The organism is Agromyces sp. NPDC055661, from assembly GCF_053618135.1.
Genome location: NZ_JBSHHC010000001.1, coordinates 2,286,363 through 2,300,691, shown reverse-complemented (window position 1 = coordinate 2,300,691; position 14,329 = coordinate 2,286,363). Strand labels below are relative to the sequence as shown.

At 65.1% G+C, this 14,329-nt stretch carries 9 protein-coding genes; 5 read left to right on the top strand and 4 right to left on the bottom strand.

Annotation, left to right across the window (positions count from 1 at the left end):
- The first annotated feature begins 300 nt into the window (after positions 1-300).
- Genes ACWGO8_RS10605 through drmB form a run of 3 tightly spaced genes read left to right on the top strand, consistent with a single transcriptional unit; the run spans position 301 to position 9,964 of the window.
- The gene (locus tag ACWGO8_RS10605; protein ID WP_452043025.1) at positions 301-4,980 is read left to right on the top strand and encodes a sacsin N-terminal ATP-binding-like domain-containing protein; all 4,680 of its coding nucleotides are present in this window, start codon (positions 301-303) and stop codon (positions 4,978-4,980) included.
- The gene (locus ACWGO8_RS10600; protein WP_452043024.1) at positions 4,977-8,192 is read left to right on the top strand and encodes a helicase-related protein; all 3,216 of its coding nucleotides are present in this window, start codon (positions 4,977-4,979) and stop codon (positions 8,190-8,192) included. The genes ACWGO8_RS10605 and ACWGO8_RS10600 overlap by 4 nt, the downstream gene beginning before the upstream one ends.
- Complete coding sequence (gene drmB / locus ACWGO8_RS10595; RefSeq protein WP_452043023.1) at positions 8,192-9,964, top strand: DrmB family protein; 1,773 nt, start codon at positions 8,192-8,194, stop codon at positions 9,962-9,964. The genes ACWGO8_RS10600 and drmB overlap by 1 nt, the downstream gene beginning before the upstream one ends.
- Here drmB and ACWGO8_RS10590 read toward each other — a convergent pair.
- Entirely contained in the window at positions 9,948-10,391 is a 444-nt protein-coding gene (locus ACWGO8_RS10590) for a very short patch repair endonuclease (RefSeq protein WP_452043022.1), read from the bottom strand. The genes drmB and ACWGO8_RS10590 overlap by 17 nt on opposite strands.
- An 80-nt stretch (positions 10,392-10,471) precedes the next feature.
- Between ACWGO8_RS10590 and ACWGO8_RS10585 the strand changes: the two genes are divergently transcribed.
- Positions 10,472-11,578, top strand: a complete 1,107-nt coding sequence (locus ACWGO8_RS10585) for a DNA cytosine methyltransferase (RefSeq protein WP_452043021.1) — start codon at positions 10,472-10,474, stop codon at positions 11,576-11,578.
- Here ACWGO8_RS10585 and ACWGO8_RS10580 read toward each other — a convergent pair.
- Complete coding sequence (locus tag ACWGO8_RS10580) at positions 11,575-12,189, bottom strand: MrcB family domain-containing protein (protein ID WP_452043020.1); 615 nt, start codon at positions 12,187-12,189, stop codon at positions 11,575-11,577. The two genes, ACWGO8_RS10585 and ACWGO8_RS10580, sit on opposite strands and share 4 nt — an antisense overlap.
- A gap of 79 nt (positions 12,190-12,268) precedes the next feature.
- Between ACWGO8_RS10580 and ACWGO8_RS10575 the strand changes: the two genes are divergently transcribed.
- Positions 12,269-12,721: a hypothetical protein gene (locus ACWGO8_RS10575; protein WP_452043019.1), complete on the top strand. Its 453-nt coding sequence runs from the start codon at positions 12,269-12,271 to the stop codon at positions 12,719-12,721.
- 61 nt (positions 12,722-12,782) lie between these two features.
- Here the strand turns inward: ACWGO8_RS10575 and ACWGO8_RS10570 are convergent, their stop codons facing one another.
- Positions 12,783-13,127: a hypothetical protein gene (locus tag ACWGO8_RS10570; protein ID WP_452043018.1), complete on the bottom strand. Its 345-nt coding sequence runs from the start codon at positions 13,125-13,127 to the stop codon at positions 12,783-12,785.
- Positions 13,124-14,302 (bottom strand): TRAFAC clade GTPase domain-containing protein, encoded by a 1,179-nt coding sequence (locus ACWGO8_RS10565; RefSeq protein ID WP_452043017.1) that lies wholly within the window; start codon positions 14,300-14,302, stop codon positions 13,124-13,126. The genes ACWGO8_RS10570 and ACWGO8_RS10565 overlap by 4 nt, the downstream gene beginning before the upstream one ends.
- Positions 14,303-14,329: the final 27 nt, after the last annotated feature.

The following is a 14,329-nucleotide window of genomic DNA, read 5'->3' as shown; positions in this document are numbered from 1 at the left end:
ATTCCTCTCGATACGCGGATACCGGACCGCGGCCCCGCCCGGTTCATCGTATCGAGGGGTTGGTCGCATGTCGGCGCATCGAACACCATGTCCCCCGTCTTGGGGGTACGCCGGCGGGGTAGGGCTTTCCCGAGCGGTCGAGAGTTCTTGAGAGGATGCCAGGACAGGGCATCCGAGGGCGGATGTCGGTGCGTATCTGTAACGTCACTCGGCTGACCGGTTGCAGCTCGCGCGGTCGGCCCTCCCCGCCGTCCGGCGTGGGGGGAAGCCTGGCGAGCAACGCACCGAAAGGCGAAGGCAATGGACTGGAACAGCGCGGATGGCCGGCTGCGCGACTACGTACAGAAGCGGCAGGCGATCGCCCTGCGAACGTACGAAGTCAATCCGGATCTCCTGGAAGAGCACGTCAATCAGGAAGACAGCTTCCGTGCCGGTGGATACGGCGAGCGGCAGATCAGCGAGCTCCTACAGAACGCCGTCGATGCACTGACTGCGGCAGGCGCGGCCGGAACCGTCGAGTTCCGACTGGCAGGCGGCAGCCTGTACTGCGCCAACGAAGGAGTCCCGTTCTCCGAGGGCGGCATCCGCGCGGTCTGCCACGCATTCCTCAGCCCGAAGCGCGACGAAGAGAGCATCGGACGCTACGGGCTCGGGTTCAAGTCCGTGCTCGGCGTCTCCGACCGGCCGCAGATCTTCAGCCGCAGCGTCAGCTTCGAGTTCAACGCGCCCGAAACCGCAGAACTCTTCGGTGGGATGGCAGCGCCCGACGGCCGTGTACCGCTGATGCGCGTGCCGAGCATCATCGACGTCGACGCGGCCAGGGCCGATGACCCGCACCTGGCCGAGATGCTGACCTGGGCGAGTACGGTCGTCAAACTCCCCCTCATGCGCGACGGTGCACGTCTCCGCACCGAGCTCCGGGAGTTCAAGACGCAGTCGCTGCTCTTCATGAAGTCGGTTTCCCGACTGAACATCGTGCTCACCGACAAGGACGGCGCGCCGATTCCGGCCGCGCATCGGCGCGACGGAGATCTCACCTCGGGCGAGGTGACGCTGACCGGGCCGTCGAGCGAGCCGACCGCGTGGCTCTTTGCAGAGCGTGAGTACCGGCCGACCGAGGATGTGTTGAAGACGCTCACGGCCAACATGGCCCGCCAGGCGATGACCGTCTCGTACGCCGTCCCCAAGCGCGGCCAGACCGAGCTCGGCGAGCTCTGGGCATGGTTCCCCCTGCGCGACAAGACCACTGCGCGCGGCATCTTCAACGCGCCGTGGCAGGTCAACGATGACCGGACGACGCTGCTCGCGACGAGCGCACTCAACGGGGAAATGCTGGATGTGTGCGCGGAACTGTTCCTCGACGTGGTGGTCCGATCGGCGCGCGAAGACGACCCGGCAGCCCACCTCGATCTGTTCCCTTCGCGGCAGAACGAGTACCGAAGCGCCGCCGACCGCTGGCTGACGATCCGAATACCCGAGCTGGCCCGTGAACGCGCACTCATCCCTGACCGAAACGGCAGATTGCGAACGCGGGACCACTTCAACGGGATTCCTCGGCTGGACGTGCCACATGTCCCGGTCGAAGCGATGCAGATGTGGCAGCAAGTTGTCACCCGGGAGACGATCCCGCACTGGTCAGCATTCACGACGAGGAAGGATCGCATTTCGCGCCTCCGCATTCTCCTGCGCGATGCCGAGAAGAAGCCGTCACCCGCCGAGACAGGCGCGACGGAATGGCTGGAGGAGTTGGCGCGACTTCGAACAGAGGAGGCCCTCGGCGCCGCCCTGCGCATCTATCGAGCGCTCCGGAACGCGGGCTTCGGAGACCAGATCGGCTCCGCGAGGATCATCCCCCTAGAAGGCGGATCATGGGAGCGCGTCTCGGCGAACAAGTCAGTGCTGATCCCGAGGGAAGGTACTCCGACGCCAGACGGCGTCCCGTTGATTGAAGCCCGCTTCGCGTCCGGCGAGGTTCGCGAGCTCCTGGACTCCCTGGGATTCTCCACCGTCTCGACTGATCAAACCGCAAGCGCGCTCGCGGCCCGTGCGAGGCCCTCGTGGGGTGACGAGAACTGGGCCAAGCTCTGGAGCGCCCTGCTGCAGGCGACGCCCGCTGCAGCAGCCACGGCTCTCTCAGGAATCCGCGAACGGGGGATCGATGTGATGGTGGAGACGGCTTCGGGGCCGTGGCGCCCCGCCCGGGAGGTCTTCGCTGGCGACGACTGGGCGCCGAGACTCGCTGCGCGTCACGCCGGCGACTTCCACGGCGGCCGCAAGGACCTCCTTCGGGCAGCAGGTGCGCTCATCGAAGCGGATCCGGACTGGGAGCCCTGGCGGGAGGCGATATACAGCGAGTACCGCGACGCCCAGCTGGCGTGGCTTCGAGGCGAGCTGCGTCGCAACGGACATTCGTCACGACAGCTCGGTATCCCCGACATCACGTGCAGCGGTCCGCTTCAGATTCTGATCGAGCTCCAGGAGGACCCGGGCGCGTGTGCGGGTTGGACTAAGGCCCTTCTCAAGGCGCTCCCCTCGCGCACCGCGACCGTGTCGATCCCTCTCTCGAGCTCGAAGCACGTCGCCGAAGTGCCGATCGAGGCACCCGACTGGTGGGCGATCCGGAGATACGGCCGCTTCGTCACGTCAGTCGGGTTCACCTCGGTCGATGACGCAGTCGGAAGCGCGCTCCGTGCCTATGGGGCCTTCCTCCCGGTAGCCGAATCGGAGGTTTCGATGAGTCTCCCGCTCCCTCGGACCCTCGAGGATGTTCCGGACCGGATTCTTCGCAAGGCACTCGCGCGCTCCGGGCAGTCGGTCGAATCGGCCCGCACCGTCACCGAGATCGTGGTCCAGGCGGTGCAGCGGGCGTCACTTTCCGCGCCCGAAGAGATTCCCGCAGTGTCGCGGGGCATCGTCGTCCTTCGACGACCCGCCGAAGTCGTACTCGCCTCGTCGGAGGAAGATCGCGACCTCCTGGACGAGCACGGGGTGGCGTATCTCGACAGCACGGTCGAGGGCGCGGACGCGATCGCCGAATGGGGACTGCGATCGAGCGACGAAGCCCTCGCCAGATCGTACGAGATCCGCGATGGCGGCGACGCCGCCCCACTCACCGACCGATTCCCGAGCCTTCCCGGCCACAGCGCGCTCCCGCTGGGCAAGGTTCGCCTGCGCCGCAGCCCGGCGATCATCCGGCGGGTCACGACCCCGGGCGGCACCATCGAGCAGCGCCTCATGGGGCACAGGTACGACGACCTTGTCATCGTGGACGACTCGCTCGACGACCAGGGAGTACTCGAAGAGGTGTCGAAGCAGCTCGGCCTCGGGCTTTCGCGCTCCGACATCGCGGCCGTCCTCGACGCGGACGACCAGATGCGGCGGAACGATCTGATCGCCCGCGTCCGAAGCGCACCGACACCGCCCGAGAAGCTGTTGCTGTTGTTCGGGTCCGCCGTGCTCAAGCAGGCGCTCCCCCAGGGCCTTCTGGCCGCGGTCGAGCAGAAGAGCGGCAAGCGCCGTGACATCGACGTCGCGGAACTTTACTGGCGCGTCCGGGGACACGACAGCCTTTGGTACTTGCGCGACGAGCTCGGCGCGCTCAAGCTGCCCGTGCCTCGAGACTGGGCCGGATCGGATCAGGCGCAGGCCTTCGTCTCGCGGCTCGGCTTCCCGACGGGCTATGCCGGGACGAAGGAAGTCAAGCGGCCCGCCCTCCAGCAGGTGCTCGGTCGGATCGATCTCAAGCCGCTCCATGATTTCCAGGAGCAGCTCGCAGGCGACATCCGTTCACACGTACTCGAGCGATCGAGCGACGGCGAGCACCAGCGCGGTCTGCTCTACCTGCCGACCGGCGCTGGGAAGACGCGCGTGACGGTGGAGGCCGTCGTCAGGATGCTCGCAGCAGACGAGATCCGGGGGCCGGTGCTGTGGATCGCGCAGTCCCAGGAGCTCTGCGAGCAGGCCATCCAGACCTGGACGGACGTGTGGCGGGCGATCGGCGACGAACGGGTCCTCGATCTCAACCGGTTCTGGGGCGACTACGAACTCGACGAATCACGCGAAGAGCTCCAGGTCATCGTCGCCACCGATGCCAAGTTGCACACACGGATCACCAACGACGAGCGGGCGTATCCGTGGCTTGCGCAGGCCGCCCTGGTGATCATCGATGAGGCGCACCGAGCCGGAACGCTCTCATACACGTCGATCCTTCGCTGGCTCGGAATCGTCGCCGGACGAGGTCAGGCGAGCGCGAAGACGGCTCGACCCTTGCTCGGCCTGACCGCGACGCCGTTCCGCGGTCGCAACCCCGAACTGAACCGGCTCTTCGCCGAGCGGTTCGGCAACAAGAAGCTCGAGTCGTTGGACCCGGAGGATCCGATCGGTCAGCTCCGTCGGGCAGAGGTGCTCGCGGAGGTCGATCACTACGTCCTCGACGGGATGTCGGTCGATGCGACCGACGCGGACGTCGCTGGCTTCCAGCAGATGAAGGACGTCACCAAGTCGATGCTCGACCGCATCGGGCAGGACATCGATCGGACCAAAACACTGGTCGACGACATCCTCACGCACGATCGCTCCTGGCCGGTTCTCGTGTTCTCAGCATCCGTCGCATCGGCCCATACGATCGCTGCGCTGCTCACGCTCGAAGGCGCGAGTGCCGCCGCCGTCGACGGAACGATGAGACCGCAGGAACGTCGACGCGTCATCGAGGATTTCCGCTCCGGGAAGACGCAGGTCCTGGTCAACTGTGACCTCCTCACGCAGGGCTTCGACGCACCGAAGGTACGTGCGCTCTACATCGCGCGCCCGACGTTCAGCCCGAATCGCTACCACCAGATGATCGGGCGCGGACTCCGCGGTCCCAAGAACGGCGGCAAGGAGCGCTGCCTGATCGTGAACGTGGCCGATACCTTCGAAGAGTTCGGCGAGCAACTCGCCTTCACCGAGTTCAACTACCTGTGGGAGACGCAGAACGCATGAGTGCCACGGATGTCCGGAACGATTTCGTGGACGACTTGCGGCGGATATGGCTCGGCCCCATGGGCGGGCCGAACGAGGTCCTCTCGCGCAACCCGGTCTATGCCTACCTTGTCGGCACGCTCTATCCCGTCGAAGAAGGTGTGGTCGCGGCGGCGCCGACCGTGCTGGACGAGGACATCGAAGCCGGGGTGCTGCACGGCGAGATCGCCGAACTCGTCGATGACGAGCTCGACGTCGGCGGAGAACGGCCGGACGAGGACGACGATCCTGGGCTGAGCCTCGTCGGCGCGTTCGGCTGGGCTCCGCAGTCGATGGGGCTGTCCTTCATCCACGACGGCGACGCGATCATCGTCTCGGTCGAAGCTGGTGCGTATCGCGAGGCTGAATCGGCCGAAGCCTTCGGCGACGAGCCGGGCGAGGAATCGCGCGAGGCTTGGCGGCGCGAAGACGTCTCGCAGGCTGGGATCCGCATCCCGACGACGGCGCATGGAAGGCAGTCGATCCTGCAGGGCCGCGCGGACCTGGCGTGGCGCACTCGCACCATCGGCGAGAAGCGCTTCACCACGATCGCCGTCTCGAACGCGGAAACCGCCGCCGCGGGCAAGGCCAAGTCGGATCCGACGAAGTGCCTGTTCCAGGTCGGGATCAGAGCCGATATCGAAGCCGGCCGCCTGCACCCCTACCCGACGAGCAACCCGGTCACCTCCTCCGACGAGGATCGTGAACTCGAGCTGCGGTACCGCTCGAAGCCGACCTACGCGATCGGTCACGGCACCGCCGTCATATGGGACGACGGCGATGTCCCGGGCTTCGCGATGACCGAAACCGTCCCGCGGCAGGAAGTACCCGCGGTCCGGGCGCGGGTGAGCAAGCTCCCGGCGTTGGAACTGTCATGGCTCGCCGATGAGAGCGTGAGTGCCGCGGAGCTCGGCTCGGGCCTCCGTGAGTTCCTCGAGGGGTACCGCTCATGGGTGAGGGATCGCGAGTGGGAGGCGGCATCCCTTCCACCTCGATTCGAAAAGCCGGCCGCCGACATCCTCGAACGGATGTCGACTGCCCGAGACCGAATCGAAGACGGCATCAGCCTGCTCGAGTCCGGCGGCTCGGTGCTCACGGCCTTCCGACTCGCCAACCGCGCGATGCGGACCCAGATGCTGCAGCAGCGTTGGACGCGCGACCATGTCGGCCATATCGGCATGCCCCTCGATCCAGTCCCAGAGCCCGCGGCCGATAAGGAGCCGCGGTGGCATCCGTTCCAGTTGGGGTTCATCCTTCTCTCGCTCGCGTCGACCACCGATGCCGACCATGACGATCGGCAGTTGGTGGACCTCATCTGGTTCCCGACGGGCGGTGGCAAGACCGAGGCGTACCTCGGCCTCGCCGCCATCGAGATGATCCGACGTCGCCTCGACCGCGGGGTCCACGGAGGCGGGACGGCGGTGCTCACCAGGTACACGATGCGCCTCCTTACTGCACAGCAGTTCCAGCGTGCCGCGACCCTGATCTGCGCGCTCGAGCTGCTTCACGAAGAGGACCGCCGGCTGGCCGGAGCGCCGTCCTTCTCGATCGGGCTCTGGCTCGGCAACACCACGACTCCGGGTACGTACGAACAAGCATTCGACCAGATGAAACGCGTGCTTCGCGAGAAGAGCCCGCAGAACCCGTTCCAATTCCGTCAGTGCAGTTGGTGCGGCACGTCCATCATGCCCGTACGTCAGACGCGGTACGAGGAGCAGTACGGAGTCCGCGCGAGCAAGTTCTCCTTCGAGTTCTTCTGCCCGCATGCCGAGTGCCCATTCCATGTCCGGCTCCCAGTCCAGGTCGTCGACGAAGGCATCTTCGAAGACCCGCCCACGATGCTGGTCGCGACGGTCGACAAGTTCGCGCGGCTCGCCTGGATCGACCAGGGCGCTTCGATGTTCGGGCTCGGCGGCGTGCCGTACGATCCACCGTCGCTCGTCATCCAAGACGAGCTCCACCTCATCGCCGGGCCTCTCGGAACGATCGTGGGCATCTACGAAGCCGCCATCCGCGGCCTGATGTCGTGGAACGGATCGGCGCCGAAGGTCGTCGCGTCCACGGCGACGACGCGCGCATCGGCCGACCAGATCCGCGAACTCATGGCGTCGAAGGTCAGCGTCTTCCCGCCGAGTGGGCTCGATGCCGACGACAGCTACTTCGCTGAGCCCGATCCAGACCGGGCGGGCCGCATGTATGTCGGCATCATGCCTCAGGCCCACACTCCGTCGTGGGCCTTGGGCCAGATCTCTACCGAGATGCTGAACGTCCCGGTGCGCCTCGGGATGTCAGGCGCGGAACTCGACGCGTACTGGACCCTCGTCGTTTACCACAACAGCCTTCGCGAGCTCGGACGGACGGTGACCATCCTCCGCGACGACGTGCGGGCGGCACTCGACCGCAAGGCCGACCAGGATGAGGACGAACCCACGAGGACGCTCGCGAAGGACGGCATCGAGGAACTCAACGGAAACGTCTCATCCGACGAGCTGCTCCGCATCCTCGAACAGCTCGGGGAGGGCCCCGAGAGCGGCGGCAAGCCACTCGACGCGCTCGCGACGACGAACATCATGTCGGTCGGCATCGACGTCGGCAGGCTCGGACTGATGCTCGTCAATGGTCAGCCGAAATCGACGTCCGAATACATCCAGGCCACGAGTCGGGTCGGCCGGGGAGAAGTCCCGGGACTCGTCGTGACGATGTACCGCTCGGGCAAGCCGCGCGACCGTTCAGTGTTCGAATCCTTCACGGCGTACCACCGTGCGTACTACCGCTTCGTCGAGCCGGGGACGGTGACGCCATGGTCGCTGCAGGCCCGGCGCCGGGCGCTCCGCGCCGCGCTCGTCATCCTCGTCCGTCACGGGGCAGGTCTGGGCGTGAATGACAGTGCCGATCGATTCGATGCGGACGCCTCAGCCGTCAAGAAGGCGCTCGATGTGCTCACACGGCATGTGCAAGTGGCCGATCGTCGGGAGGCGGCTAAGGTCGCGGACGAGCTGAAGAAGGCGGTCGACGACTGGGAACACCGCGCCGAGGAGGCTGGGCTCAGTGGGACGCCGCTGAGGTACCGGTCCCGAACCGCGGGCGAGCGGCTGCTCAAGCAGTTCACCGACTCCGGCGCGGGCTGGTCGACGATGAACTCGATGCGGTCGGTGGACCGTGTCGTCCGAGTGCGAGCGGATGGTGAGCGATGATGGCGAGAAACGACAAGGTGATTCGGACGATCCGACTCTCCGAGACCGTCTCCCCGTTCGGTCCGGGGGCCCTCGTCGACATCCTCGGTGAGTCCTTCATGGCGATGACCGGTGACGAGTGGCCGCCTGCTAGCGTGCGCACGTCGGTCTCGTGCGACCGGCTCGCCTCGAAGCTCCGAGTCGACGAGCTCTGGGCTGCGCCGAGCAGCGGTGAACCCGACGGGCCGAAGACCCCCGGCCTCGAATTCGCGCGATTCCCGGCCTGGCTGTTCTGCCAAGAATGCCGACGGATGACGCGCTGGACCCGCATGATGGAGACCGGCTCGACGCCGACGTGCCCGGACTGCGAAGGCCGCCTCGTGCCGATGCGGTTCGTCACCGTATGCGCCACCAAGAGCCACGCCGACGATGTCCCCTGGCCTGACTGGGTCCACCGCGCCGGATCCGCAGCGTGTGATCGCAAGGATCGCCTGCGTTTCCATCCGTCGAAGGGTGCGCGAGAGGGTTTGAGCGCCCTCGAAGTTTCGTGTGACGCCTGCAAGACTTCGCGGTCGCTCGGTGACCTCCGCGGTGATGTGCTCGCGCGGGACGGATTCACGTGCCGCGGCAAGCAGCCGTGGCAACGAGAGTGGGGCAACTGCGGCAAGCCGCTTGAAGTGCTGCAGCGCGGAGCCACGAGCTTGTACTTCGGAGAGGTGGTCTCCGCCATCGACATCCCGGAAGTCGAGGGCAGAGAAGCGGAGCTCGACGAGCAGATCCGGAAGCACCCGTACTGGCACGCGGTGCAGGCGGGGAACGCGGCGATCCTCGACATGATGGTCGACGAGCTGGCGGCCGTGCTCGAGCCCTCGGCGGATGTCATTCGTCGCCGAATCCTCGCGTTGACCAGCGACGAACCGACCCTGCAGGACACCAAGCGGTCACTGCTGAGCGAGGAGTTCGAGGCTTTCGTCGCCGCGATCGCCGGCTCGGCTCCAGTGGAGGACTTCGTCACCCGCGTCGAGCGGCGCTCCGAGCAGACTCCGGCAGGGCTTGGCGACGTCGTACTGGTCGATCGGTTGCGCGAGGTGCGAGCCTCGATCGGATTCCGCCGATACACGCCCGAGGCTCATCTCGTGCCCTCGGTACCGAAGAGTCCCATGGAGCGGAGCTGGTATCCGGCCGTCGAGGGCTACGGCGAAGGGATCTTCATCACGTTCGATTCCGCAGCCGTCGACGCTTGGGCTGCGCAGGACGGCGTGCAGCGTCGTGCCGACCGGATCGCGTCGAACCAGGACGGCTCGATGCTCGGAAGCCGCCTCCACGAGACGAGCCCCCAGTTTCTGCTGCTGCACGCGTTCGCACACGCGATCATGCGGGAGCTCGCATTCGTCAGCGGCTACTCCGCACCGTCTCTGAGGGAACGGATCTACTGCGAAGGTGCCGGCGACTATGGCGTGTTCATCTACACGACATCGACGGACGTCGAAGGGACGCTCGGCGGTCTGGCGCGCCAGGGCGAAGCCGACTATCTGAACGGGGTGGTGCTGCGCTCGCTCGAGCAGGTTGCGTGGTGCGCGAACGATCCGGTTTGCTCGGAGTCCGACCCCCAGAGCATCGACGGCCTCAATCTCGCCGCCTGCCACGCATGCCTTCTGGCGCCGGAAACGTCGTGCGAGAGCTTCAACCTCTTGCTCGATCGGGCGATGCTCGTCGGCGGCGATGGTTTCGAGGGCTACTTCCAGAAGGCGATCGAGTCGGCGCTCGACGTGTCCGTCACTGCAATGAGCTGAGTCGTTCGTATTCCTCGCGGATGCGCGCGCCGACCCCGACCGGGTCGGCGCGCACGTCGTGCTCCCAGATGCGCAGCACGGTCCATCCGTGCGAGCCGAGAACCTCGTCCGTGTTCCGATCCCGTGCGCAGTTCGCCAGCACCTTTGCATCCCAATAGGTCTGGTTGCGGGCCGGCCGCTGATAATGCTCTGGACACCCGTGCCAGAAGCACCCGTCGATGAACACGGCGAGCTTCACCTTCGTGAACACGATGTCCGCTGACCGCCGCAGTCCCTTCACGGGTGGGGTGTTCACCCGATACCGAAAGCCATGCGAATGCAGCATTCGTCGCACCGCTAGCTCGGGGCCGGTGTCCCGCCCTCGGTTCGCGAGCATCGACCTGCGAGTACCCTCAGAGGTCGCCCAGGATGGGGTCTTCTCGCCCATCGCCACCTCCAGGGATTCGTTCGATCGCCCGCCGGCGGGGCGGGCATCCAGCGTCGCACCGGCCGGCTAGACTCTGGGCGATGCAGTCGTCAACCTCCGCCAATCCTCCCACCGAAGAAGTGGGTCTCAGCGCTATCCGAGTGCTCGACCTGTTCGCCGGCGCGGGTGGGCTGACCGCCGGGTTCCACGCCGCCTCTCCTCGATTCCGGAGCGTCCGCGCCGTGGAAATGGACCTCGCGGCTGCAGCGAGTTACGCCGCGACATTCGGCGACGAAATCGTCTACGCAGGGAGCATCCAGGACTGGCTCGTCAACGAGACCGTCCCCGAAGTGGACGTTGTCGTCGGGGGGCCACCGTGCCAGGGATTCTCGAATCTCGGCAAACGAGACGTCAACGATGAGCGCAATCTCCTGTGGCGCCAGTATGCGGCGACCATTCGCCGAGCGAAGCCGAAGTACTTCGTGGTGGAGAACGTGGCGGCCTTCGCCAAGTCCTCCCAGTTCACCGACTTCCAGCAGGCGACCGCGCCCGGCGGCCTGCTCGAGGAGTACGACTTTCGGCACGCTGTGCTGAACGCTGCGGACTACGGGGCGTTCCAGGCGCGAAAGCGCGCCGTGGTGATCGGCTTCCGCCGGGATCTGTCGTTCCCCGGATTTCCGGCGCCCACGCATCTCAAAGCGCACCGGACCGTGAAAGAGGCATTCGACGGCATCCCGTGGACCCCCGCGGGAACCGAATTGCCTGAGCGCACGTACGAGTTCGCGCAGAAGTCGTTCGCTGGCGCATATCGAGCTTCGGAACTGCACCTCGACCGCCAGTATCAGCCGATCTCGATCGATCGCTTCGCCGCGATCCCACCCGGTGGGAACCGATTCGACCTCCCCGATCGGCTGCTCGCGCCCTGCTGGCGCAACCATACTTCCGGCTCGGGCGATGTGATGGGCCGGTTGTACTGGGACAAGCCGTCGGTGACGATCCGAACGGAGTTCTTCAAACCGGAGAAGGGTCGATACCTGCACCCCGAGGCGAACCGCGCGATCACCCACTACGAGGCCGCGATCCTCCAGGGCTTCCCCGAAGACCACAAGTTCGTGGGTTCGAAGACTGCGATCGCTCGACAGATCGGGAACGCCGTTCCGATCCCGCTCGGCAAGGCGATCGCCGAAGTACTCGAAGCCCGACTCTAACGCGGAACGTGCTCGTAGATCCGCGTGAGGGCAATGATCATCTCGCGGAGATCGCCGAGGAGCTCGTGCTCGGGGGGGATGCCGTGTACCGGGTACCTGAACGCGCACAACGTACTCGCCTCGTACGCCTCCGCGACCTTCGACCTCGGGGCGTGGAGGACGATCGAACGCACGAGGCGAGGGGTGTCCTCCATCCAGCCACCGATGATCCGCTCACCCCACCTGACGTGCTCAGCGAGTTCGCCGAGCGTCCGCGGAATCAACTCGCCGTGATCGGGATTCGTCGACGCGTGCATGAGTGTCAGGTAGACCGCACTACCGTCGCCGGCGAAGAGGTACACGACGTACCATCCTGTCGTCGAACTCGGGCTCAGCTGGACCGAATGGATCCGCACCCATGGAACTTGGCTTTTCCTTCCGATGCCGTCCTTGCCCTGAACGGCAGCATCGAACGGCACCCACCCGCCATCGTCAACAGGACGCACGCCCCAGTCACGCAGGATGGCCGGCATCACGTTCCGCACGACTTCACCACGCCGCTTCATCGCCGTGGTATCGCGATCGGTGTACTGGAGCTGAAGTTGAAGGATCTCCGTGATCGTCCTGTTCAACACTTCCGTGTCCCTCTCGTCCGGGCTCTGACCATTCGAAAAACGAGCACATTCAGGGTTCGACGGCTATCGTTTCGTCGTGACGTTTCCTGCATTCTCCGGCACCGAATGGCTGATCCCATCCAATCGTGAAACGTACGATGCCGACGACGCATTCGCCTCTTTGTTTGAGATCAATTGGAGCGAAAGCGCATCGGCGAAGATCGCGACCGGTGACGTCGTCTATCTCTACGGCACCCGACCGATTCAAGCCCTCACGCACCGCTGTCTCGTGAGTGAGACGGGCGTGCCTTTCGATCGTCGTGTAGACGACGATCGATTCTGGGTCGATCGGAACGCGTTGAACGAGCGCCGAGTGCGTTCATGGATGCGTCTGCGTTTGCTACACACGTTCGACGTACGCGAGCGCACGCTGCTTTCCCTCGATGCGCTCGTGGCGAACGGACTCAAGAGGGCGCCACAGGGGCGGATGAGGGTGCCGGTGTCTGCTTCCATCTTGGTATCCGGCGTGGGATCCAATGTGAGGGACTGAGCCTAGCAAGAAGGCTGGTTCCCAGACATCGACCGGGGGCCACCGCCTGCTCCCGACGAGTTCAATCGATCGGAGGAGGTGGCTCGGCCAGTAGCCAAACACGGGCGAAATCGTCAGCGATCAATGGCCAGAGGAGCCGAAGACCATCTTCAACCGAACGGATCTCACCGGCCAACGGCTCAAACACGACGAAGTCGTGCGGGATGGTCCTTCCGGACCGGTCTTCACGTCCTTCGGGGTCCGGAAAACGTAGAGCCAGCGTCTCGCCGACCCGGCGACAGAGCTCCATCTCGTCCTCGATGCCCGAAAAGGCCTCTTCGTACGCGATCAGCGGATCCGGTAGCGCTGCACCGCGGAGGAAGCGGAAGCCCCAGGTCCTTCCTCGAGTTGCCCAGATCAGTTTCACCTGCGGCTCCTAAGGAGGACCTGCTCTTCTTCACCTCTGTCCAAGTCCATCTGGAAGCCGGTCATCGTCGCTCGCAAGTTATCATGCTTGGCCAGCGCTTCGGCATTGGCTTCGCGGAGTTTGTCCCCTCCGAGCCTGGCCAGGTCATTGAGGTTGGAGCCGAAGTGGCTCAGCAGGAGGCCGATGGAGCCGATCACCTTGTTCTGGCGTGCGATGAATGCTGTTGCAAGAGCCCCAACGCCGCCCAACGCGGTCGCTAGGGCTTCGGCGTCCCCGAGGAGATTCTCGGCAACCTTTCCCCGGTTATTCCTTGATCGGGCCCACCGCACATGTCGCTCGAATGGGAGCATCGCCGCCAGTGGCAGGATCAACTCAACACCAACGCTCTTTGTGACTTCGATCTTGTCTGCATTGAACCTCGCAGACGAGATCAACACGTAGTCCTCTCCCACCGACAGGGCATCGCTGTCTTCCACAAGACCGGCGAGGACCTTGCGCAATTCGTCGATGTCATCGGCGGCCTTCTCGATGAGAAGATCCCTGAAGTTGAACACGGTTATGTTGGGCAACAAGTCGGCCTTTGAAAGCGCGAGTACCCAGATCCGCGGAAACTCGACGAGAGGCTTACCGTCCTCCAACAGCTCTTCTTTGAGCGTCAATAGTCCGTTGCGGAAGTTGGTCAGCAAGGACTTCAGGTACCGTTCCTCCTCTCCCGAGTTGTCCAGCAGCCGCTGACCGTCGACCAGCAAGAGTGCCACATCAGAACTCACCAATGATCGGAACGTGTCTATCCTGCGCTGCTCCTCTTCGGGCCCGCTCACGTTCTGCTCGAACCACTCCCCTGGGTAGTCGTGCCAAACGAGGCGCAAAGCGTCGAATGGCCTGGCCTTCGCAGGGCTGGCATCAGGCGCATCCTTGAGCTTGAGGGAGAACGAGTATGCCGTCGCCGAGAACCGATTGGGCTCCGGGAGTCGGGCTGAATCTCGCATGCCGTGGTAGTTTCGATGTAGCCGATTCCCCTGGCCGATATCGTCGGCGACGACGTTGAACAGACTGTTCTGCAAGTACTGCGGCTCCTGCGTCGCTCCATAGAACGAGGAGAGCAGGACGGTCTTGCCGCTGCCGCTTTCGCCGAATACCGCGATGTGCTGCTCTAGCGCCCTGTTCAGTTGCATACGAGAGAATGTATGGCACAGCTGCCC